Consider the following 21,576-nt stretch of genomic DNA (forward strand, 5'->3'; position numbering starts at 1 on the left):
GGGTAAAACCGTGCAAGGGTTCGAATCCCTTATCCTCCTTTTTAATATTATTATCGCGGGATGGAGCAGTCTGGTAGCTCGTCGGGCTCATAACCCGAAGGTCGTAGGTTCAAATCCTGCTCCCGCAATTAAAAACTAAAAAAAATACGGTTCCGTGGTGTAGGGGTTAACATGCCTGCCTGTCACGCAGGAGATCGCGGGTTCAAATCCCGTCGGGACCGCTTCTGGCTCGGTAGCTCAGTTGGTAGAGCAATGGATTGAAGCTCCATGTGTCGGCAGTTCGATTCTGTCCCGCGCCATCAGAGTTGCGGGTGTAGTTTAGTGGTAAAACCACAGCCTTCCAAGCTGTTGTCGCGAGTTCGATTCTCGTCACCCGCTTTTTAGTTTTTATGAAGGGCCTATAGCTCAGCTGGTTAGAGCGCACGCCTGATAAGCGTGAGGTCGATGGTTCGAGTCCATTTAGGCCCATTAAAAATCTTTTTTGGTTTTTTGGGGAAGTACTCAAGTGGCTGAAGAGGCGCCCCTGCTAAGGGTGTAGGTCGGGAAACCGGCGCGAGGGTTCAAATCCCTCCTTCTCCGTTTTTTATTATATTGGCCCGTTGGTCAAGCGGTTAAGACACCGCCCTTTCACGGCGGTAACACGGGTTCGAGTCCCGTACGGGTCATTCTGAGACGTTTTTGAACGTCTCTTTTTTTTGCTTTGAAAATCGATTTTGGTAAATTTTCAGGTTTATTAGTCGTTTATTGGTGACAGCCGCTATTTTTCTGTTATAATCGAGTCGTTGCAAGTTCCCGATAGGCTCTGAAAAAGCTCAGAGATTCCTTGTAACCGAATAAAAATTAGGGGGAATATTTATAATGGAAGAACGTCGTTTATTTACATCTGAATCAGTTTCAGAAGGACATCCGGATAAGGTTGCTGATCAAATCAGTGATGCAATTTTAGATGCGATTTTGGAAAAGGATCCGAAAGCCAGAGTTGCATGTGAAACGTCTGTAACCACTGGATTAGTTTTAGTTTTTGGAGAAATATCTACTTCGGCTTATGTAGATATCCAAAAAGTGGTGCGTGAAACCATTAAACGCATTGGTTATACAGAATCACGATTTGGCTTTGATGGTGATAATGTCGCTGTCTTAGTAGCGATTGATGAACAATCACCGGATATTGCACAAGGCGTGGATGATGCGTTAGAAACACGTGGCAAAGAAGAGTTACTTGATGACATTGGTGCTGGAGACCAAGGGTTGATGTTTGGTTTTGCGGTAAACGAAACACCAGAATTGATGCCGTTGCCTATTTCATTGAGTCATCACTTAGTGAAGCGTTTGGCAGATTTGCGTAAATCTGGTGAAGTGGCTTATTTTGGACCGGATGCAAAATCTCAGGTAACAGTAGAATATGATGAAAATGGGAAACCATTACGTGTGGATACGGTGGTTATCAGTACACAGCACAATGATGCGGTTGATAATGAAACGATTCAAAAAGACGTTATGGAAAAAGTGATCAAACACGAAATCCCTGCTGAACTATTAGATGATAAAACAAAATATTTTATCAATCCAACAGGCCGTTTTGTAATTGGTGGACCTCAAGGGGATGCGGGCTTGACTGGACGTAAAATTATCGTTGATACTTACGGTGGTTATTCACGTCATGGTGGCGGCGCTTTTTCTGGGAAAGACGCAACCAAAGTCGACCGTTCAGCTTCTTATGCGGCTCGTTATATTGCCAAAAATATTGTTGCTGCTGGTTTGGCTGATAAAGTTGAAGTACAGCTTGCTTATGCGATCGGTGTGGCGCAACCTGTTTCTATTTCAGTAAATACCTTTGGAACAGCGAAAGTGACTGAAGAAGCACTGATTGGTGCGATTCGCGAGAACTTTGACCTTCGTCCAGCGGGAATTATTGAAATGCTTGATTTATTACGGCCGATTTATAGCGATACGGCTGCCTATGGTCATTTTGGTCGAACAGATGTCGATCTGCCGTGGGAACATATCGACAAAGTTGAGGCATTGAAGAAAAGTTTGAATTTAGTGTAAATCGTACAGACATAAATTATTTATGGAGTTCACGAGGCGGTTTCTATTGATCTTTGATCGATGGACCGTCTCTTTTTGTAGTTTTGTAGTTGATTGAAGTGATCAAAAAAGCTAGAACTATATGCTAGTGAAAAAATTTGAAATGAAATTGGAGGAAAAGATGAAAAGAAAAACGAATGTGAAGGTTGTGACTGCGGGGATATTTATCGCGACATTTATGTCAGCGATCGAAGGAACGATCGTGACGACTGCTATGCCGACGATTGTTGGTACGTTACACGGAATCGAAATCATGAACTGGGTCTTTTCGATTTATTTGTTAACAAATGCAATGATTACACCGATCTATGGAAAGCTAGCGGATAAAGTCGGTAGAAAGCCGATTTTTATTATAGGGATTTCATTATTCGTCTTAGGTTCAGCACTATGCGGGCTGTCCAATGAAATGCTGACACTGATTATTGCTCGGGGAATTCAAGGAGTTGGTGCTGGGGCAATCATGCCGGTCTCTTTAACGATTATCGCTGATCTTTATGATATTGAGAAGCGAGCCAAGGTACTAGGTCTGACAAGTGCTGCTTGGGGTGTTGCAAGTGTTTTTGGCCCCTTGGCGGGAGGTTTGATCGTAGATACGGTCGGGTGGCATTGGATATTTTTCATCAATGTACCGATTGGTTTGGGCTTGATCGGTCTGCTGCAATACTTCTTCATTGAGGAGAAAAAGAAGCATCAAGCGAAAAAGATGGATATTCTTGGCAGCTTGTTTTTAATGCTGACGCTGGTAAGTCTGCTATTGGGTTTTCAGTTATTAGGGGATGAAGGCTTATCAATTTCTGTTGCAGCGTTATTTGTAGCGAGTATCGTTTCATTGCTCCTATTTATTCGAACAGAAAAACGAGCAGAGGATCCGGTAATTAATTTGAATTTGTTCAATAATAAGACGTTTGCTAGTGTGAATGTCGTTGCTGCTTTGATCAGTGGATTCTTGATGGGGTTGGATGTTTATATTCCTATGTGGATGCAAGGGGTATTAGGCAAACCAGCTGGCATAGGCGGGTTAGTATTAGCACCAATGTCGATTGTCTGGATGTACGGATCGTTTTTATCTGGACAACTATTACGTAAGCATTCAGCCAAACGAATCATTATAGCTGGCTTGCTGATTATTTTAGCTGGTGGAGGAACATTATTGATGCTGCCGCAACAGAGTCCCTTTTGGGTATTCTTCATTATAATGGGAGTTTTAGGTATTGGTTATGGGTTATCTGTCACAACTACGACAGTGGAGGCACAGGCCAGTGTATCGAAGGAAGAGATCGGTGTGGCGACTTCATTTAATACGTTGTCTCGGACGATCGGACAAACAGTCATGGTTTCACTTTTTGGGATCATCTTAAACATCGCGAATGGACATCAATTAACCAATGCTGGAATTGCTAACTTGGATATTATGAATCGTCTGATTAATCCTCACACAGCATTACAGATTGAATCGGGATTGCGGGCAGAATTACGCAAAATTCTTTTTGATAGTCTTCATTGGGTCTATTTTGCTGGACTGCTATTGATTATTTTCGCATTGATTTTTAGCTTTATGGTTGGCAAACAAGCGAGAAGTGTTAAACTTAACGAAGAATAAAAGAACTGGAGGATCTCGCTGAATGGCTTTTTTACAGGTAAATGTGTATTCGAATGTTTTGCAAATGGAAGTGGCAATGAATGTGATCTTGCCGCAGACAACCCATAAGAAGATTGGAACAGAAACAGCTGGTATGACAGAAGATGTACCAGTCTTGTATTTATTGCATGGTATGGGCGGCAATCATAGTGTCTGGGAGCGTCGGACATCGATTGAACGATATGTGGCTGAGTATCAGATGGCGGTGGTGATGCCCTCCACTGATCTTGGGTTTTATACCGATACGACTTATGATATGAACTATTGGACATTTGTTTCAGAGGAACTGCCGACGATTGTTCACGAGCTGTTTCCACAGTTGACATGTAAGCGGGAGAAAACATTTGCCGCTGGCTTATCAATGGGTGGTTATGGAGCATTAAAATTAGGCTTAGCGAAGCCAGAGAATTTTGCGGCTGTTGCATCCTTATCAGGGGCTGTCGTTTTATCCGATGTAGACAGTTTGTTATTGGTGCGAAATGAAGCCTATTGGCAAGGGATATTTGGTCCCTTAGATCAGATTAAGGGCTCAAAGAATGATCCGCTGCGGCTGCTGGATGAACTAGTGGAGAGTGGAAAGGCAGCTCCGCGCTTTTTCTTAGCATGCGGAACAGAGGATGATTTGTATCCTGCCAGCCAATATATGGCTCATAAGATGAAACAAAAGAAGCTTGATGTGACCTTTGAAGAAGGCCCTGGGAAACATGATTGGCTCTTCTGGGATACCTGGATTAAGCGAGTATTGGAATGGTTTAATGAAAAGAGTGACTGATCAATTTTTGATCAGTCACTCTTTTTTTCTACACACAATAAAATTGGCGGACTATTTCTCTGATTGATAAATTGATAATTCAGCACACGAAATTCCTCTTGTGGTAATTTTTGACAGAAATCGATTACTTCATTTTTTTCTGCTTCGCCGCCCTCATGACCATAATAAATTACGATAATCATTCGTCCGCCAGTAGTCAGACGTTTCAAAATGGCTTGCATCGCCTGTTTAGTCGTTTCAGGTAAGGTGATGATTTGTTTGTCGCTTTTTGGTAAATAACCAAGATTGAAAATCGCGGCTTTGATGGGCTGATCCGCGGCGATTTTTTCTTCGATTGTTTCATGACCGGCAAGAAATAATGTTGTACGTTCTTTATAATCAGCGATTTTCTCACGCGTATTTTGCAGGGCTTGCTCTTGGATATCAAACGCATAGACCTGACCTGTTTCGCCAACGAGTTCCGCTAGAAATAACGTGTCATTGCCGTTGCCCATCGTAGCGTCAATCACGTGGTCGCCTTCGCTCACGATTTCCTTCAGCAATTGATGACTATAACGCAGAGCGGTTAGCAGCATGGTCAAATTCCTTTCTCACAGCGAATTTTCCTTGATAGGAATCTCGGCGGATCAATTCTTGATCAATCGCATTCAAGACTTCCCATTTTTTCAAGCTCCACATCGGACCAATCAGTGAGTCCCATGGCGCGTCACCAGTCAAGCGATGAATAATGATCTCTTGGGGAATCATCTCTAACTGATCACAGATAACAGAGACATAATCGTCTTTGCTCATTAATTGAAGACGACCTTCTGCGTAATCTCTTAGCATCTTCGTATTGCGCATTAAATGCAATAGATGCAGTTTGATTCCTTGAATGTCAGAGTCCAAAATCGTTCGGCGAACATTCTCCCGCATCATGTCTAACGACTCACCTGGCAAACCGTTGATCAAATGAGTACAAACATTGATATCATGTTTGCGTAGACGCGCGACCGCATCAACGTAAGTCGGATAATCATGGGCGCGATTAATCATGTCACTAGTACTCTCGTAGGTCGTTTGCAGACCAAGTTCTACCCATAGATATAAACGCTGATTTAATTCGGCTAAATACTCCACGACTTCCGGCGGCAAGCAATCGGGACGGGTACCCACGGATAAGCCAACCACACCAGGGAGATTAACGACTTGTTCGAAACGTTCGCGGATTACTTCCACAGGAGCGTGTGTATTGGTAAAGTTTTGAAAATAGACGATGTATTGATCAACGTGAGGCCATTTTTGATGCATCATGTCGATTTCTTTATGGAACTGTTGAGGCAGCGGATCACTTGGAGCCACGATCATATCGCCGGAACCAGAGACGCTGCAAAAGGTACAGCCGCCATGGGCAGCCGTGCCGTCACGGTTGGGACAATCAAAACCGCCATCCACCGGAACTTTAAAGATTTTTCCGCCAAATTCCTGACGTAACGCATAATTCCAAGAGTGATAGCGTTTGGTTTGGTCGTCACTATATTGAAAAGCCATTTATTTTCTCCTAATCGTTTTTAGATCGTAAACTAATTTTTTTTCTTTGTAATACGGGTATGTGAACAATAGCCAGCTGCTTCCGAAAAGCATCCCGCCAAGGACATCGCTTGGGTAATGAACCCCAAGATAGATCCGGCTGATCACAATGCTGAGAATCAATACTCCAACAACGATCTGGGCAATCAAGCGCGGTGTTTTTTCCTTAAAGAATAGTGCCATAACGAAAATCAGCGTGCCGTATAGCAAGGTACTGGCTGTCGCGTGTCCACTGGGGAAACTAAAGCTGTGTTCTGTCACCATATGAGTCAAGATCGTTGGCCGTTCTCGATGGAAGAACAGTTTCAACAGATGATTTCCAAGTCCGCTTACTAATGCCATACTGATCGCTAACCAGAGAGCAGTGATCTTTTGTTTATTGAAATAGAACAGACCGACAAATACCACCGACAAAATGATGACGGTGATAGGGTTGGCAAATTTTGTTACCCATAAAAAATAACCGTTCATTTGTGGATGGAGCTGATGGACTGCATGAATGATTCCGCGATCAAATCCGGCTAGCGTATTTGGATAAAAACGCACGATATAACAAAGCGCCGCAAAAAACAGCAAAGTGAAGCTGCCGATTAATTGATAGATTGATTTATTTTTCATTGTTTTCTCCTGATTCATCCTTTCTAAACAGAAGTATTATATCATGTTTCACCCAAGGGACCATTTATTCAATGATTTCTTAAAAGCTTCTCAATAGAGGAATTCAATTGAATAATATTTTGGAATCTGCTAAGATGAAACTACTTTGAATATTATTGCTTGGAAGAGGAGTAGTAGAAAGGAACGCATTTCAGAGAGCGCACGGTGCTGAGAGTGTGTATGCGAGACATTCGAACTTACCTTGGAGCATGATCGAACGATCCGGTTAAAGACCGTTATTTCTTTTGAGGTCTGTCCTTTGGCAGATAAAAATAGGTGGTACCACGTTGATAACGTCCTATGAGAGTTTTGAGAACTTTCATGGGATTTTTTTGTATTTAAATCGATTAATTCAACTTTAGGAGGAACAACATGAGTTACGATCACAAAGCGATTGAGAAAAAATGGCAAAAGTATTGGGCAAAGCATAATGTCTTTGTCACCCAAGATGATCCTGAGAAGCCAAAATTTTATGCGTTAGATATGTTTCCTTACCCATCTGGACAAGGCTTGCACGTTGGGCATCCAGAGGGCTACACTGCGACTGACGTGATTTCACGGATGAAACGCGCACAAGGTTATAGTGTTTTACATCCAATGGGCTGGGATGCTTTTGGGTTACCCGCTGAACAATATGCCTTGGATACAGGAAATGATCCAGCTGAGTTCACTAAGAAAAACATTGAAACATTCAAACGCCAAATCAACGCATTAGGCTTTAGTTATGATTGGAACCGTGAATTGAATACCACAGATCCAGATTACTATAAATGGACACAATGGATCTTTGAACAGATGTATGAAAAGGGCCTGGCTTATGAAGCGGAAGTGCCAGTGAACTGGGTACCTGAATTAGGGACAGTCATCTCGAATGAAGAAGTCATCGATGGCAAGAGCGAACGCGGGGGCTATGATGTCATCCGTAAACCGATGCGTCAATGGATGTTGAAAATCACGGCTTATGCTGATCGTTTATTAGATGATCTAGAAGACCTAGATTGGCCAGAAAGTATCAAAGAAATGCAACGGAACTGGATTGGCCGTTCGATTGGTGCCAATGTCAGCTTTAAGATTGAAAACAGCGAAGAAACATTTACTGTTTTCACCACGCGTCCAGATACATTATTTGGTGCAACGTATGCAGTATTGGCACCGGAACTAGAATTGGTGCAAAAAATTACGACGCCTGAACAAAAAGCGGCGGTGGATGCATACATTGAAGAAGCTTCAAAAAAATCAGAACTGAATCGGACTGATTTAGCGAAAGAAAAAACAGGCGTCTTCACTGGTGCATACGCCATTAATCCGGCCAATGGTGAAAAAATGCCGATTTGGATCGGGGATTACGTCTTAGCTTCTTACGGAACAGGTGCAATCATGGCGGTTCCTGCCCATGACGAACGAGATTATGAGTTTGCGAAAACCTTTGGCTTGCCGATCATTCCGGTCCTTGAAGGCGGCGATGTCGAAAACGAAGCCTTCACTGGTGACGGGGCACACATCAATTCTGAATTTTTAGATGGTCTGAACAAACAAGATGCCATCGATAAAATGGTGGCTTGGTTAGAAGAGCACGAATGTGGGAAGAAAGAAATCAGCTATCGCTTGCGTGACTGGTTGTTCTCTCGTCAACGGTATTGGGGTGAACCAATCCCTGTGATTCATTGGGAAGACGGTACGACTGGTTTGGTACCTGATTATGAGTTGCCTTTAGAATTACCAAAGACAACAGATATAAAACCAAGCGGCACAGGCGAATCGCCATTAGCGAACATCGAAGAGTGGGTCAATGTGGTTGATCCGATTACTGGTAAAAAAGGCCGTCGCGAAACCAATACAATGCCGCAATGGGCAGGCAGCTCATGGTATTACTTGCGCTTTATCGATCCACATAACAAAGAAGCGTTGGCGGATTATGAAAAATTGGAACGTTGGATGCCAGTCGATCTTTATATCGGCGGAGCAGAGCATGCGGTGCTGCATTTATTGTATGTTCGTTTCTGGCATAAATTCTTGTATGATATCGGTGTCGTCCCAACGAACGAACCATTCCAAAAGCTTTACAATCAAGGCATGATCTTAGGCCAAAGCTTCCGCGATAGTCGTGGTGCGCTAGTGCCAACAAATATGGTGGAAAAACGCGATGGCAAATGGTTTAGTATTGAAACAGGCGAAGAACTAGAAGAAGCGCCTGCGAAAATGAGTAAATCATTGAAAAATGTGGTTAATCCAGATGATGTCGTAGATAAGTATGGTGCAGATACATTACGGATGTACGAAATGTTCATGGGACCTTTGGACGCTCAAATTCCTTGGAGTGAGAACGGACTTGAAGGCTCACGTAAATTCTTGGATCGCGTTTGGCGTCTGATCGTTGATGAAGAAGGCAAGATGCGTGATCATATCACGACCTTTAACGATGGATCCTTGACAAAAGTCTACAATCAAACGGTCAAAAAAGTGACAGAAGACATGGAGAATCTGCATTTGAACACCGCGATTTCTCAATTGATGGTCTTCGTGAATGATGCGTATAAGGCAGAAGCATTGACTTATGAATATGTGGAAGGCTTCGTACAGTTATTAGCACCGATCGCACCGCATATTGCAGAAGAGCTTTGGGCGATCTTAGGACATGAAGGCGGCCTTTCATACGTTGCTTGGCCAACCTATGATGAAGAAGCGTTGATCGAGAGCGAGATTGAGGTCATTCTGCAGGTGAACGGAAAAGTTCGTTCTAAAGTCATGGTAGCAGTTGACCTTGCTAAAGATGAGTTAGAGAAGTTGGCGATGGCCGACGAACACATCCAGCGCAATATCGAAGGAAAGACAGTCCGTAAAGTGATTGTTGTTCCAAATAAATTAGTCAATATTGTTGCCAACTAGTTTGGATGCTCCGCAATAATAATTGCGGAGCTATTTTTTGCGAGTTAGGCTTTTTGCAGTTTGTTGAGTTTGAACCGTATTTACAGATTTTTAACAAATTGATAGACAAACAGTCTAGCCTAATCGTATGCGTACGAAAATAGACTCATTTTTCAGCTTTTTTGAAAAATGATTTCAAATACAATGAGCTAGCTGTCAGTCAAACTTTTTGCAATTTATTGCAGATGAGATGTTTTCAAGTAGACATGATTGTAAATATAGGGCGAGTTGTTTAGTTTGATGATATGCGTACGAGAATAAAATCATTTTCTCGGTTTTTGAGAAAATGATTACTTTAGCTCAGGAGCTAGCTGCGAGTTAGGCTTTTTGCAGTTTGTTATTGAGTAAGGTTTTTTTGAAATTGCAAATTGGTAGAACTCTAGAGATTTAGAAGTTATTTAGTTTGAGAATAGCTGTGTATCAGTTTAAAAAATCACCGGAATCTAAACAAATGAAAGACAAATTTTGGTCAATGCTACTGAGATGGTACGCTAAATATGCTAGGATATTAAAAAAGGAAAGAAGGACTTAGTGATGAAATCAATCACCGAACTGTTAGGTATCCAGTATCCAATTTTGCAGGGAGCAATGACTCATATTGCTCGTTATCCGTTGGTAAGTGCTGTCTCTGAGGCAGGCGGCTTGGGAATCATCGCAGCCAGTGGTTTAACAGGTGAAGAACTGCGGGAACAAATTCGTGAGACCAATAAAAGAACAGACAAACCTTTCGCTGTGAATTTAATGCTGCAGATGGATAATATTTCAGAGCAAATCGATGTATTGGTTACAGAAGGTGTCAAAATCGTGACTACTGGAGCAGGAACGCCGAAGGCTTATATGGATCGCTTGAAAAAAACGGATATCAAAGTTTTTCCAGTAGTTCCATCAGTAAAGATTGCACAAAAAATGGAGCACTTGGGGGTAGACGGAGTGATCGCGGAAGGAATGGAAGCCGGTGGCCATATTGGAACAACTACGACTATGGCGTTGATTCCACAAGTGGCTCAAGCGGTGAACATTCCTGTAATCGCCGCTGGAGGTATCGGTGATGGTCGCGGAATGGCGGCAGCTTTTGCATTAGGGGCACGAGGCGTTCAGTTGGGAACAGCTTTTCTGACAGCAGCAGAATGTCCGATCCATGAAAATTATCAGCAAGCGATTCTGCAGGCAGATGATACCGCGACGGTGGTGCTCCATAAAGCTCATGGCGGAGCAGTTCGCGGATTGAAAAATACCTTAACAAATGAAGAATCTAGTGATGCTTTTTCTTTAGAGGCGTTAAAACGGGCAGCGGATGAGGGATTTGTTGATCAAGGATTTGTCATATCCGGTCAGATTGCTGGATTGTTTACGCATTTGAGACCAGCAAAAGCTTTGATCGAAGCGATGTATGCTGAGGCTGAAGCGATCAGTCAGAGTATAAAAATAGACTAACGGGATTGCCGTTAGTCTTTAATAAATTCCTCTGCTAAGTGGTAGTCGCCTTCGTATGGCAGGTTTTCGCCGTTGACCGTCATGTATTTGTCGGTTCCTTTGCCAGCTAAAATGATTGCATCATTTGGTGCAGCATTTTGGATGGCTTCCTTGACGGCTTTTTTGCGGTCAAATTCAAAATGCACACGTACATGATCATTTTGAATACTTGCTTGGATCTCATCAGCAATTTTTTGCGGATCTTCATAGTTAGGATCATCACTGGTCAGGATAGCCACATCAGCGTACTCTCCGATTGCTTGGCCTAGCCCTTCACGGCGGGATTCCGCTTTGTTTCCAGTAGAGCCGGTGATGACGAGAATCTCACCATCTGGATGCTGTTCTTTAGCGAAAGCCAGTAATGATTTCATGCTTAAATAATTATGGGCATAGTCTACGTAAATGTGAGCACCGTTTGGTTTCAATAAAAGGTTCATGCGTCCGGGAACTAATGCTTCGGCTAACCCTTTGCGACCAGCTTCTTGATCGGCACCCACGAGAGCACTGGCGAGTAAAGCTGCTGCAGCGTTTTCTTTGTTGAAGTCGCCAGCTAATAAAATCTCATAGTCACCATTCAACTTGAAACGATCATGTGAAGTTGTTAAAGCAAAGGCTAACGGGTGCTCTAAAGGCTGCACCTGATAATCTGCCTGCGCATTTCCGTATGTGAGGACGGGAATGTTTTGCTTTTCCGCCATTTCCTGTAAAAGATCAAAATGGTCAATCTCGTGCTGCAAAATGACTTGACGAGAATTCGCCACTAATTGTCTTTTACAATAGAAGTAATCTTCAAAAGTTGGGTGCTCGATCGGTCCGATATGGTCGGGGGAGATATTCAGAAAAATTCCGACATCAAAGGTCAATCCATAAACACGGGCGACTTTATAGGCTTGAGAAGAGACTTCCATAACTAGGTGAGTCATCCCGTTGTTCACGGCTTCTGCCATCATTCGATACAGGTCTAGCGATTCCGGCGTTGTCAGTTTTGATTTGAAGAAGGTTACGCCATCCAAGGTCGTATTTAATGTTGATAAGAGTGCGGTCTTTTTATCTGTCGCGATATCCAAGATTTTCTTCGTGAAATAAGCGACAGTTGTTTTGCCCTTCGTTCCAGTGATTCCAATCAGTTTCAGCTTTTCTTGCGGATAATCGTAAAAAGCCATGCTCAGAACAGCCAATGCTTTGCGAATGTCTGTCACGATGATTGCTAATTCGGCCGAGACCTCATAGGGCTGTTCGGCGATGTAACAGGTCAAGCCTTCAGTCAACGCTTGTTCTAAATAGCGTTGCTGAAAATTATTGCCTTTACAGAAAAATAGTGTTTCAGCATCCACTTTACGTGAATCGTAAGAGATTTTTTGAAAGTTTTTGTCAAAAGGAGCAGCCAGCGTCCAATGAGTCGGCGTGATAAACTCCCGCAGCAGATTTTCTTTTTCAAGAATTTGTTGAATTTGGGTAAGTGTCAGCATGTTGAGACCTCCAATATATAGTCTAGGCTATTATAGCATAGCTTTGTAAGAGAAAAAGTAAAGAGTGATTGTCAGATGGACGATTTAGCTTTACTATAAGAGTAGTGATTTTTTGAAGGAGGAGCCCATGAAAGAGACACGACCAAGCGATCTGGACTATCAGGAAAAAATGATCCAAGGCTCGGCATGGATGTCGATTGGAACAATTTTTTCGCGACTGCTAGGTGCGATCTACATTATCCCGTGGTATGCCTGGATGGGGGAAAACGCCCGTGCGGCCAATGGGCTATTCAATATGGGCTACACGTTTTACGCATTGTTTATGATGATTTCCACTGCTGGATTGCCTGGGGCGATCGCAAAGCAGATCGCCCGTTACAATTCAATGGGGGAATATGGAACGAGCCGCCGTGTCTTTATCAAAGCTTTGCAAGCAACAGCGATTCTAGGGATCGTCTTCGGCGGGGTCATGTTTTTTTCTGCCCCATTGCTAGCAAGCTTATCCGGAGGCGGACGTGCCTTAATCCCCGTGATCCAAGCATTGAGCATCGCGGTGATTGCTTTTCCCTGTATGAGTGTCTTGCGAGGGTATTTTCAAGGGCAGCAGGATATGCGGCCTTCAGCGATCTCACAATTAGTCGAACAGGCGCTTCGGGTCTTGTACATGCTCTTAAGTGTCTTCATTATTATGAAGGTCATGAAGGGGGATTATTTAAGTGCGGTGATTCAATCGACCTTCGCTGCTTCAGTCGGAATGATCGGCTCCTATGGCGTGTTGCTCTTTTATTGGTTCAAAGACCGTAAACGCAGTGACCTGCAGGTGAAGCAAAGTTTAAATAAAGCGACGATCGATACGAAGAAATTATTATTTGAAACGGTTCGCCAAGCGATTCCCTTCATCTTACTTGGCAGCGGAATCACCTTCTACAAATTGATCGATCAAATGACCTTCATCCACACGATGAATGCCAATACAAATTACAGTCACGAGCAATTGGTGGATCTCTATGCGTTGTTCAGTGCAAATCCTGATAAGCTGACCATGGTGGTCGTTGCGTTGGGAACTTCTCTTGCTTTGACAAGTTTGCCGATGCTGACAGAGCTTTTCACTCAAGGGCGTCGACCAGAACTGGCTAAGCTAGTCAACACGAACATTCAACTTTTTGCTTTCATAATGCTTCCAGCTATTTTTGGGATGATTTTATTGGCTTATCCGTTGAATACTGTCTTTTATTCTGCCGATGTTCTGGGTAGTCGCGTGTTAGTTGCAGCCTGTTGGGCGGGGCTAGTATCAGCCTTGTTCATGATGCTCTCCACGACGCTGCAGGGAATCTCTCATAGCCGCATTGCGGTAAGATATTGGCTGGCAGGACTTATATTAAAAGCGGTGATCCAAATCCCGTTGATTGAATTATTGGAGGTTTATGGCCCGCTAGCTGCAACCTTTATCGGGTTGAGCCTGACTTGCGGATTGTGCCTCTGGAAACTGCGAAGAGCCGTTCGTGCAAATTATCAGCTGGCCTTTCGACGGTGTGTGTTGATTTTGATTTTAACGTTGCTGATGCTGGTAGTCGCTGTGATCGTGCGTCAGGTGAGTTATCTTGTGCTTGATCCGTCTTCTCGTTGGTCGGCATTAGCCATTTGCTTATTAACCGCGGGAGCTGGCGGCTTCGTTTATTTTTATCTCAGTTTAAAAATTCGATTAGTAGATAAATTAGTCGGACCGCAGGCTAGAAAATGGCGCCGACAGCTAAGAATCAAATAAATGATACTTCTGCTCTTAGAGTAGGAGTATTTTTTTGTTATAAACAATCATTTGAATTCAAAAACTGTAAAAATTATTTGCAAAATAATTCAAAAAGAATAAGAAAATCTTTATCGATTTCTTTACAAAAAGATGTCAATGTTTCTAAAGATAATTTTTGTAATACAATAATAAAACAGTTACATTTATCAAAACACGATTATAGCAAGGTTTTGCTTAATGATAGTAAAAGTAATATATTTCAAAATGACACACTACTTGGAGTTTTGTTACATAGTTTTATGTTATTGTAATGAACTGTTACATTAATATTACCCATGAAATACAAAAGGATGGTAAAGTAACTCTCGTAGTCAAAAGACAGAAGATAAAACACATACGAAAAATCGGAGGAAGTTACATAATGAAATTAGGGAAAACATTTCTTTTTAGTACAGTATTAGCAGCAGGTGCAGGTTTAGCGATGGGAGCTACAGATGCGCATGCTTCAGAAACGTATACTGTTCAATCAGGAGATACTTTATCAAAAATCTCTCACAAGTTTGCTGGTAACGACAGCTTAGTAGACACAATTGCTAAAGCGAATAAAATTTCTGACGTGGACATGATCTACGCAGGTCAACAATTAACAATTAATGAAGTTGCTAAAACTGAGGAAGCACCTAAGGAAGAAACAACTTTATACGTGAAAGAATACGCTAAGGAAGCACCTGCGCAGCAAACAGCGCCTGCTCAACAACAAGCAGCACCTGTTCAAGAAGCAGCACCTGTGCAACAAGCTCAAGCAGCTCCAGTACAACAAGCAGCTCCTGTTCAAGAAACAGCTCCTGCAGCTGCACCAGCAGCAACATCTTCAGCGAAAGAATGGATTGCGCAAAAAGAATCAGGCGGCTCTTATTCAGCAACGAACGGTCAATACATCGGACGTTACCAATTATCAGCTTCATACTTAAATGGTGATTACTCAGAAGCAAACCAAGAACGCGTAGCTGATCAATATGTAACTTCACGTTATGGCTCATGGGAAGGCGCACAAGCTTTCTGGCAAGCAAACGGCTGGTACTAGGATACAGAATAGCAACAAAGAGGATCAAAATGTGGTCCTCTTTTTTTATTGGATTACTTTTCGCATCTAAACAACAAAACCAGTCAAAACAGGAATTGATCTGTCTCGGCTGGTTTTGTTGTTAATCCCATAATCCCGGCAACGCATGAACGGCAATTTTTTGATTAGTGAAGGGATGGTACAGATGTAGCTCGTAGGCGTGGAGCATCAAGCGACCATAGGGATTTTTGCTATATAAGGGATCGCCGATAAGCGGGTGGCCAATACTAGCCAAGTGTACGCGAATTTGATGTGTCCTGCCGGTATCTAGTTGGCAAAAAACCGCTGTTTGATTTGCTAAATGTTTTGCGACAGTCACATGAGTAACTGCCGGCTTGCCGCCTTTTGGATCGATCCGCCTTTTGCGACGATCATGTCGGTCCCGTCCGATTTTTTTATTGATCGTCAAATCCTTTTTAATTGTCCCGTGAACAATCGCTTGATAACGACGATAGATCTTTTTTTGTTCTAGTAAGCGACCGAGAATTGGAAGGACGAAAGGATTTTTAGCGAATAGAATAGCACCGCTAGTCTCTTTGTCTAAGCGATGAACAACATGGGGCTGAGCATCCGGTGCTAAATAGTCAGCTAAATGATTCAGCAAAGTATCTTGTTCATCTGGTTGATTTGGATGAGTCTTCATGCCCTGCGGCTTATTCACAATAATCAAGTGTTCATCTTCATAAAGAACAGAGATTTTCGTTTTATCTCCCAGCAGGATGTTTCGTTCAGGATAATCACTTGCCTCGATCGTAACAGTTATAACGTCTCCGGGATGGACTTGGGATTGAAAATGACAAACTTCACCATTTATTTTGATCCCTTTGCGTGTCCGAATAAAGTGACGAACTTTGCGAGGCACTAGCCACTCACGTTCCAATAAATCTTTGATCGTCATTTCAGCTGTTTGATCAGGCAAAGTCATAGTGAATTTCATTGAATTGCTCCTTTTTATTTGATGTTTCGCTGTCCAACTACTCAAATAGTATGATTAGTTTTAAATTATTATCTTTTCCCCAATTTATCTATATCTGCAAAATAAATGGGTGGTATTATTATTTTGGCTAAATGATTTTTAGAAAGGCTGCCATCCGGCTTATTGTATCACTTTTAACGGATATTTAAGAAAAAAATCAGCTTTTCCTTGAGCTGCCATGCTAAAATACTCCCAAGTGTGTATCGGTCTCAAGACCCAAGCTTTGATTAGGCGCTTTGTGATACACTGTGTCTGAATTTTGTATAGAATGGAGACCAAAAAATGGATTTTCAGGAAATTTGGCGCAAATTTAAAAGTGGCGCAAAAGTTTTTTGGCAAAAGTTCCGCAGTGGAACAAAAACTTTTTGGCAATGGATCAAACCATACTTGATTCGTTTCCACCACTGGCGCAAACGTATTTGGAAAAAATATCATATCAATAAAATCTTGCTCTTATTAACACTCGTTGGTGTCTTAGTTATGAGTGTCTATCTCTTTTTCTTGGCAAAATCGGTCAATGTTGGGACGCTGCAATCCAGCTTGAAGCAATCGACCGTCATCTATGACGAGAAGAATGAACAGGCTGGCTCCTTGTACGGGCAAAAGGGAAATTATGTAGAGAGCGATCAGATTTCACCGTATCTAAAAGACGCGGTGGTTTCGACAGAGGATCGCAACTTTTACAATCACCATGGATTTGATATTAAGGGGATCGCGCGAGCGGCATTAGGATTGCTCACTTCCGGTCATATTACCGGCGGGGGAAGTACCTTGACCCAGCAGCTAGCGAAAAATGCCTATTTGAGTCTTGATCAGACCTTGGAACGGAAAGCCAAAGAAATCTTTATGGCGATCGAGATCGAGAAGAAATATGATAAAGATCAGATTTTGACGATGTATTTGAACAATGCATACTTCGGCAATGGTGTCTGGGGCGTTCAAGATGCATCTAGAAAGTATTTCGGTGTGGATGCCAGTCAAGTAACGATCGGAGAAGCAGCAACCATCGTTGGGATGCTGAAAGGGCCAAGTATCTACAACCCGATCGATAATTTGGAAAATGCGGTAAATCGACGCGATACAGTTCTTTCGGTCATGGTAGAAAACGGCAAATTGTCTAAAGAACAAGAGGCTCAGGAAAAGGCTGTTGATCTGGGCTCTCTGTTGAATGATACGTATTCTTCAGCAGATGCTGGATACCGTTATCCTTCATACTTCGATGCGGTTATTGATGAAGCTGTCGAGCGTTACGGCATGTCTGAGAAAGATTTATTAAACAAGGGGTATAAAATCTATACCTCGTTGGATCAGGATTACCAAAAGCAAATGGAAGCCGTCTATGATAACAATGCGAACTTCCCAGCAAATGCTGCGGATGGAGCAATGCCACAGTCAGCCTCTGTTGCACTCGATCCAAAAACTGGTGGTGTGCAAGCGTTAGTAGGCCGTCGTGGTGAGCATATCTTCCGCAGCTACAATTTTGCAACACAAATGCGGCGTTCACCGGGTTCTACAATGAAACCATTAAGTGTCTATTCTTCGGCGCTAGAATCAGGATACAAGCCGGATAGTATTTTAAAGGATGAACCGCAATCTTATTATGAAGCGAAAAACTATGATGGTACCTTTCAAGGAGAAGTGCCGATGTATCAAGCCGTAGCACAAAGCTTGAACCTGCCGGCGGTCTGGTTATTACATGAGATGGGATTAAGCAAAGGCTACAACAAAGCCGAAGAGTTTGGCATTCCATTAAGCAAATCAGATAAGTATTATGGATTGGCACTAGGTGGTCTGGAAAAAGGAACCTCACCGTTGAGGATGGCGGCAGCTTATGGTGCTTTTGCCAATGAGGGGAAAATGTACGATCCGCATTTGATTACGAAAATCATTGATTCAACCGGAGCTGTGATTGAAGATAATAGTTCACCGAAATATGAGCAGGTGATTTCAAAAGAAGTAGCCAACGAAATGACCAGCATGTTACTAGGAACCTTTTCTAACGGAACAGCGACTCAAGCTGCTCCCGCTGGATTTACCGTTGCTGGTAAAACTGGTACGACGGAAACGAACTTCGATGCGAATAAGGTCAACGACCAATGGATCATTGGTTATACACCGAATATCGTGATCTCAACTTGGTTAGGTTTTGAAAAGGTTAGTGAGACGCATTATTTAAGTGGGACAAGTGGTTCAGAAGTCGGACAGGTCTTTAGGGCGGAAGCTGAATCAATCCTGCCTTATGCCGGACAATACTCCTTTGAGGTTGCAGATGCCTATGTCACAGGTGGTAAAGTTGTAGCGGCTGATGAAGTCAATCAAGGCGCGCAAAATGGCGATTCCAGCAAATGGCGGGAAGAGCTGAAGGATATTGGTGGCAAGGCCAGTGAAGGGGCAGCGAATTTCTTCGAGAAAGCCAAAGAAGGCGCAAATAAACTGAAGGACAAGGCCCAAGAATTGTGGCAGCAATACCAACCAGGAAATTAGGGTGTGAACCCGTTTCCATTCATGTTACAATAGAAAAGTAACTTTTATAGAAAATGAGGGAATAAAAAAATGGCAAACATTTACGATTCAGCGAACGGATTGGAACGTGAAATCCGCGAACTACCAGAATTTAAATCTTTAGAAGAAGCTTTTGCGGAACTAAAGAAAAATGACACAGCATATGCGGCATTCAAAGACTTCCAAGCTTTCCAACAAAGCTTGCAAGAAAAACAAATGCGCGGGGAAGACTTCAGTGATGAAGATGCTGCCCAAGCTCAAGCATTAGCTGAAAAGGTTCAACAAGAAGAGTTGATCAACGAATTAATGGTGAAGGAACAAGCCTTTAGCGTGATCATCAATGACTTGAACCGCATCATCATGACACCAATTCGTGAATTGTACGAAGGTTAATAAAATAAGACGAAGAAGACTGAGCCAATTCTGATTGGTTCAGTTTTTTTTTGCGAGTCTCTCTTCGCGCTTTAGCACGAACAGAGAAATCGCATGCGAACGAACAATAATGTAAGATAGGAAAAAATAAACAGTTTTTTTCCTTAAAAATTGCTATACTTCAAGCCATAAGGATGGCGAGAATAAAATGAAAAAGATTGTTATTGGAGGCAGCGGCATACTGCTGCTGTTAGTGACCTGTTTGCTGGCTTGGTATGTGCACTCACAAACGTTTCAAGCTACAAAAACATCAGAATCTACAACCGAATCAACTACAATTACTAAGACTACATCAACTGAGAAAGTTGAAGTGAAGCCAGAAAAGAAAGCACCAGTTAGTTTACCAGTGACCACCAATCAAGAGTTGGAGAACTATTTGATTGGTCAGCATTTTTCAGGGACTGCTTTAGTAGTTCGTAAAGGTAAAGTGATTTTGAATCAATCATACGGTTTGGCTAATCAGGAAAAGCAGATTAAAAATACTCCGAACACCCGATATTATATCGGCTCAGCACAAAAGGCAATCATCGCGACTGCGATTTTGCAATTAGAGCAGGCAGGGAAAATAAAAATTGAAGATCCTGTTGCGAAATATATCAAAGATTTTCCCAATGGTCAGCAAATCACATTGAAAAATCTGCTCAATCATACTAGTGGATTGACGGGACGAACAGAGGGGAGTAAAGAAATACTTCCTCAACAGATCATTCAAGAAATTGAAGCGGCAGGCAGCGATTCAACCATAGGAACTTGGCATTATTCGGATAGTAACTATGCAGTGTTGGCTTATATCCTGCAACTTGTCAGCAAGCAAGATGCGCAGGAGTATATTCAAGAGCACATTTTTGAAGCAGCCAATATGCAGAATACAGGCTTCTTTAAAAACGATGCTGCAGTGGAGAATCTCTCAGAGAGCTATAAAGAGAAAAATGGTCAAATCGAAAAAGCGCAGCTGCCGAATCTTTCACAATTATTCGGAGCGGGTGATATTTATACGACTGCGACTGATTTCTATTTATTTGATCAGGCATTGATGCAGGGGAAATTGATTAATGAAGTCGAAAAAAACAAGATGATGACGAGTGGTAGTGACTCAACCTATGGAATGGGCTTTTATGTTAATCCCGGCAGTTATTCCAGCCATGGCGTCTTGGGCGGATTCAATACGATTAATACATTTACACATACCGGTTTGACCGATATTATTTTATTGGCCAATACGAATCAAGTGCAGTCATTAGGACAAACGGCCGATGCTATTTATGGGATGCTTAATCAGATGGCATAAAAAAAAGTTAGAGAGGCTTACTCGCATGAGCAGCATCTCTAACTTTTTTGGTTAAAAGAATTTTTTGAATTGATCCATCAAACCGTCAAATTTCTCAGACTTCAATAAGACCTTGGCTTTATCGTAGTAATCACCTAATTCATCTTTATGGTCCTCAATAAATTCCTTGGCCTTTTCAATGTTACCTTCGTTCATTAAATCCTTGGCTTTCTTGATGAGTTCATCTGTGTTCATATACAAGTAACCTCCCCTTTTACAGCCATAGTTTAAATGATTTTCGCTGATTTGACGAGAATTATTACTCGAAAATCAAAGCTCCAAATAATCCATCAAACCATCCAACATGATATGGACCGTTTCAGTCAGATGGCTTTCGATCATCATCTCTTGGTGGAACATTCCAAAGCCCAACAAATGAACATAATTCTGGACAATCTCTGGCTGTTTTTCTTTGATCTCCAAAATGTCAAAAAAAGTACGATAGTTTTGAACTTCGAATTCTTCTAGCTCAACCATTTTTTCTTTCGAATAGCGCATGAGAAAGTTGTGCACTTCCTGCTGCTCCTTTACGAAAAAGGTCATATCTTTTGAAGAAAAGAACTGGTCAGAAAAGGCTTTGATTGTTTGCCTTCGTTCATGAGAAGCGAATGGCTTGATACGTTCTGCAACAATTTTCAATCCGCCAAACAGCTCTCGGTGAATTTGATAAATGATCTCATAAATGAAGTCGTCTTTAGATGAAAAATAGTGGTAAAACGATCCTTTTGCGATGCCTGCGGAGACTACCACATCATCTACGCTGACTTTTTTGATGCCATATTGATAAACTAAAGTGCGTCCTTTATCCAACAACATCTGTTTGTTGCGGGCTTTTTCCTCTGGCGTTAATTCTCGCGGCAACTGCTGACACCCCTTC

18 protein-coding genes, 7 tRNA genes, 1 riboswitch and 1 other annotated feature are annotated in these 21,576 nt (G+C 42.3%); of the genes, 18 read left to right on the top strand and 7 right to left on the bottom strand.

What is annotated here, in order from left to right:
• Window positions 1-54: 54 nt before the first annotated feature.
• The 10 genes from E6139_RS15665 (at window position 55) to E6139_RS15710 (ending at window position 4,499) form a co-directional block, all read left to right on the top strand.
• A tRNA-Met gene (locus E6139_RS15665) sits at window positions 55-128 on the top strand.
• Between the two features lie 20 nt (window positions 129-148).
• Window positions 149-221 (top strand) — tRNA-Asp (locus E6139_RS15670).
• A 5-nt stretch (window positions 222-226) separates the two neighbouring features.
• A tRNA-Phe gene (locus E6139_RS15675) sits at window positions 227-299 on the top strand.
• A gap of 8 nt (window positions 300-307) precedes the next feature.
• Window positions 308-378: transfer RNA gene (locus tag E6139_RS15680), tRNA-Gly, on the top strand.
• A gap of 16 nt (window positions 379-394) precedes the next feature.
• Window positions 395-468 (top strand) — tRNA-Ile (locus E6139_RS15685).
• 23 nt (window positions 469-491) lie between these two features.
• Window positions 492-579: transfer RNA gene (locus E6139_RS15690), tRNA-Ser, on the top strand.
• Between the two features lie 14 nt (window positions 580-593).
• Window positions 594-665: transfer RNA gene (locus E6139_RS15695), tRNA-Glu, on the top strand.
• Between the two features lie 112 nt (window positions 666-777).
• A riboswitch (SMK box riboswitch) is annotated at window positions 778-861 on the top strand.
• Window positions 859-2,049: a methionine adenosyltransferase gene (metK, locus tag E6139_RS15700; RefSeq protein WP_316404104.1), complete on the top strand. Its 1,191-nt coding sequence runs from the start codon at window positions 859-861 to the stop codon at window positions 2,047-2,049. It overlaps the preceding riboswitch by 3 nt.
• A 160-nt stretch (window positions 2,050-2,209) precedes the next feature.
• Window positions 2,210-3,688, top strand: coding sequence for an MDR family MFS transporter (locus tag E6139_RS15705; protein ID WP_316404105.1), 1,479 nt, complete (start codon window positions 2,210-2,212; stop codon window positions 3,686-3,688).
• Between the two features lie 22 nt (window positions 3,689-3,710).
• Window positions 3,711-4,499 carry an alpha/beta hydrolase family protein gene (locus tag E6139_RS15710; protein ID WP_316404106.1) on the top strand — a complete coding sequence of 263 codons (789 nt, stop codon included), beginning with the start codon at window positions 3,711-3,713 and terminating at the stop codon, window positions 4,497-4,499.
• A gap of 11 nt (window positions 4,500-4,510) precedes the next feature.
• On the opposite strand, the gene E6139_RS15715 is transcribed toward E6139_RS15710, so the two are convergent.
• The 3 genes from E6139_RS15715 to E6139_RS15725 are packed head-to-tail and all read right to left on the bottom strand — an operon-like array spanning window position 4,511 to window position 6,686.
• On the bottom strand, window positions 4,511-5,074 hold the full coding sequence (locus E6139_RS15715) for a class I SAM-dependent methyltransferase (RefSeq protein ID WP_316404108.1): 564 nt from the start codon (window positions 5,072-5,074) through the stop codon (window positions 4,511-4,513).
• On the bottom strand, window positions 5,049-6,029 hold the full coding sequence (locus tag E6139_RS15720) for a TIGR01212 family radical SAM protein (protein WP_316404109.1): 981 nt from the start codon (window positions 6,027-6,029) through the stop codon (window positions 5,049-5,051). The genes E6139_RS15715 and E6139_RS15720 overlap by 26 nt, the downstream gene beginning before the upstream one ends.
• Window positions 6,030-6,686, bottom strand: coding sequence for a phosphatase PAP2 family protein (locus E6139_RS15725; protein ID WP_316404111.1), 657 nt, complete (start codon window positions 6,684-6,686; stop codon window positions 6,030-6,032). It lies immediately after the preceding gene.
• 151 nt (window positions 6,687-6,837) lie between these two features.
• Window positions 6,838-7,029, top strand: a binding site (T-box leader).
• Window positions 7,030-7,097: 68 nt separating this feature from the next.
• On the opposite strand from E6139_RS15725, the gene leuS reads away from it, so the two are divergent.
• Both leuS and E6139_RS15735 read left to right on the top strand, forming a co-directional pair.
• Window positions 7,098-9,611, top strand: coding sequence for a leucine--tRNA ligase (gene leuS, locus E6139_RS15730; protein WP_316404112.1), 2,514 nt, complete (start codon window positions 7,098-7,100; stop codon window positions 9,609-9,611).
• A gap of 573 nt (window positions 9,612-10,184) precedes the next feature.
• Window positions 10,185-11,084: an NAD(P)H-dependent flavin oxidoreductase gene (locus E6139_RS15735; protein WP_316404114.1), complete on the top strand. Its 900-nt coding sequence runs from the start codon at window positions 10,185-10,187 to the stop codon at window positions 11,082-11,084.
• A gap of 11 nt (window positions 11,085-11,095) precedes the next feature.
• Here E6139_RS15735 and E6139_RS15740 read toward each other — a convergent pair whose 3' ends face one another.
• Window positions 11,096-12,592, bottom strand: coding sequence for a UDP-N-acetylmuramoyl-L-alanyl-D-glutamate--L-lysine ligase (locus E6139_RS15740; RefSeq protein ID WP_316404115.1), 1,497 nt, complete (start codon window positions 12,590-12,592; stop codon window positions 11,096-11,098).
• A 127-nt stretch (window positions 12,593-12,719) separates the two neighbouring features.
• On the opposite strand from E6139_RS15740, the gene E6139_RS15745 reads away from it, so the two are divergent.
• The 3 genes from E6139_RS15745 to E6139_RS15755 all read left to right on the top strand — a co-directional run bounded on the left by E6139_RS15745 (window position 12,720) and on the right by E6139_RS15755 (window position 15,423).
• Window positions 12,720-14,357, top strand: coding sequence for a polysaccharide biosynthesis protein (locus E6139_RS15745; protein ID WP_316404116.1), 1,638 nt, complete (start codon window positions 12,720-12,722; stop codon window positions 14,355-14,357).
• The gene (locus tag E6139_RS15750; protein ID WP_316404117.1) at window positions 14,330-14,650 is read left to right on the top strand and encodes a hypothetical protein; all 321 of its coding nucleotides are present in this window, start codon (window positions 14,330-14,332) and stop codon (window positions 14,648-14,650) included. Before E6139_RS15745 ends, E6139_RS15750 begins: the two co-directional genes overlap by 28 nt.
• 110 nt (window positions 14,651-14,760) lie before the next feature.
• Window positions 14,761-15,423 carry a LysM domain-containing protein gene (locus tag E6139_RS15755; protein ID WP_316404119.1) on the top strand — a complete coding sequence of 221 codons (663 nt, stop codon included), beginning with the start codon at window positions 14,761-14,763 and terminating at the stop codon, window positions 15,421-15,423.
• A gap of 121 nt (window positions 15,424-15,544) precedes the next feature.
• Here E6139_RS15755 and E6139_RS15760 read toward each other — a convergent pair whose 3' ends face one another.
• Window positions 15,545-16,399, bottom strand: coding sequence for an RluA family pseudouridine synthase (locus E6139_RS15760; RefSeq protein WP_316404120.1), 855 nt, complete (start codon window positions 16,397-16,399; stop codon window positions 15,545-15,547).
• Window positions 16,400-16,720: 321 nt separating this feature from the next.
• Between E6139_RS15760 and E6139_RS15765 the strand changes: the two genes are divergently transcribed.
• The 3 genes from E6139_RS15765 (at window position 16,721) to E6139_RS15775 (ending at window position 20,660) form a co-directional block, all read left to right on the top strand.
• Window positions 16,721-18,922, top strand: coding sequence for a PBP1A family penicillin-binding protein (locus E6139_RS15765; protein ID WP_316404122.1), 2,202 nt, complete (start codon window positions 16,721-16,723; stop codon window positions 18,920-18,922).
• A 69-nt stretch (window positions 18,923-18,991) separates the two neighbouring features.
• Window positions 18,992-19,333, top strand: a complete 342-nt coding sequence (locus E6139_RS15770; RefSeq protein WP_316404123.1) for a YlbF family regulator — start codon at window positions 18,992-18,994, stop codon at window positions 19,331-19,333.
• A 187-nt stretch (window positions 19,334-19,520) separates the two neighbouring features.
• Window positions 19,521-20,660: a serine hydrolase domain-containing protein gene (locus E6139_RS15775; protein ID WP_316404124.1), complete on the top strand. Its 1,140-nt coding sequence runs from the start codon at window positions 19,521-19,523 to the stop codon at window positions 20,658-20,660.
• 51 nt (window positions 20,661-20,711) lie between these two features.
• Here the strand turns inward: E6139_RS15775 and E6139_RS15780 are convergent, their stop codons facing one another.
• Complete coding sequence (locus E6139_RS15780; protein ID WP_316404125.1) at window positions 20,712-20,894, bottom strand: hypothetical protein; 183 nt, start codon at window positions 20,892-20,894, stop codon at window positions 20,712-20,714.
• Between the two features lie 75 nt (window positions 20,895-20,969).
• Entirely contained in the window at window positions 20,970-21,560 is a 591-nt protein-coding gene (locus tag E6139_RS15785) for a TetR/AcrR family transcriptional regulator (RefSeq protein WP_316404126.1), read from the bottom strand.
• Window positions 21,561-21,576 lie beyond the last annotated feature (16 nt).

The organism is Enterococcus sp., assembly GCF_032555305.1.
GTDB lineage: Bacteria > Bacillota > Bacilli > Lactobacillales > Enterococcaceae > Enterococcus_A.

Excerpts from the sequence above, each read along its gene's own strand:
- metK (WP_316404104.1), top strand. The coding sequence starts at position 859 with ATGGAAGAACGTCGTTTATTTACATCTGAATCAGTTTCAGAAGGACAT.
- E6139_RS15705 (WP_316404105.1), top strand. The coding sequence starts at position 2,210 with ATGAAAAGAAAAACGAATGTGAAGGTTGTGACTGCGGGGATATTTATC.
- E6139_RS15710 (WP_316404106.1), top strand. The coding sequence starts at position 3,711 with ATGGCTTTTTTACAGGTAAATGTGTATTCGAATGTTTTGCAAATGGAA.
- E6139_RS15715 (WP_316404108.1), bottom strand. The coding sequence starts at position 5,074 with ATGCTGCTAACCGCTCTGCGTTATAGTCATCAATTGCTGAAGGAAATC.
- E6139_RS15720 (WP_316404109.1), bottom strand. The coding sequence starts at position 6,029 with ATGGCTTTTCAATATAGTGACGACCAAACCAAACGCTATCACTCTTGG.
- E6139_RS15725 (WP_316404111.1), bottom strand. The coding sequence starts at position 6,686 with ATGAAAAATAAATCAATCTATCAATTAATCGGCAGCTTCACTTTGCTG.
- leuS (WP_316404112.1), top strand. The coding sequence starts at position 7,098 with ATGAGTTACGATCACAAAGCGATTGAGAAAAAATGGCAAAAGTATTGG.
- E6139_RS15735 (WP_316404114.1), top strand. The coding sequence starts at position 10,185 with ATGAAATCAATCACCGAACTGTTAGGTATCCAGTATCCAATTTTGCAG.
- E6139_RS15740 (WP_316404115.1), bottom strand. The coding sequence starts at position 12,592 with ATGCTGACACTTACCCAAATTCAACAAATTCTTGAAAAAGAAAATCTG.
- E6139_RS15745 (WP_316404116.1), top strand. The coding sequence starts at position 12,720 with ATGAAAGAGACACGACCAAGCGATCTGGACTATCAGGAAAAAATGATC.
- E6139_RS15750 (WP_316404117.1), top strand. The coding sequence starts at position 14,330 with ATGGCGCCGACAGCTAAGAATCAAATAAATGATACTTCTGCTCTTAGA.
- E6139_RS15755 (WP_316404119.1), top strand. The coding sequence starts at position 14,761 with ATGAAATTAGGGAAAACATTTCTTTTTAGTACAGTATTAGCAGCAGGT.
- E6139_RS15760 (WP_316404120.1), bottom strand. The coding sequence starts at position 16,399 with ATGAAATTCACTATGACTTTGCCTGATCAAACAGCTGAAATGACGATC.
- E6139_RS15765 (WP_316404122.1), top strand. The coding sequence starts at position 16,721 with ATGGATTTTCAGGAAATTTGGCGCAAATTTAAAAGTGGCGCAAAAGTT.
- E6139_RS15770 (WP_316404123.1), top strand. The coding sequence starts at position 18,992 with ATGGCAAACATTTACGATTCAGCGAACGGATTGGAACGTGAAATCCGC.
- E6139_RS15775 (WP_316404124.1), top strand. The coding sequence starts at position 19,521 with ATGAAAAAGATTGTTATTGGAGGCAGCGGCATACTGCTGCTGTTAGTG.
- E6139_RS15780 (WP_316404125.1), bottom strand. The coding sequence starts at position 20,894 with ATGAACACAGATGAACTCATCAAGAAAGCCAAGGATTTAATGAACGAA.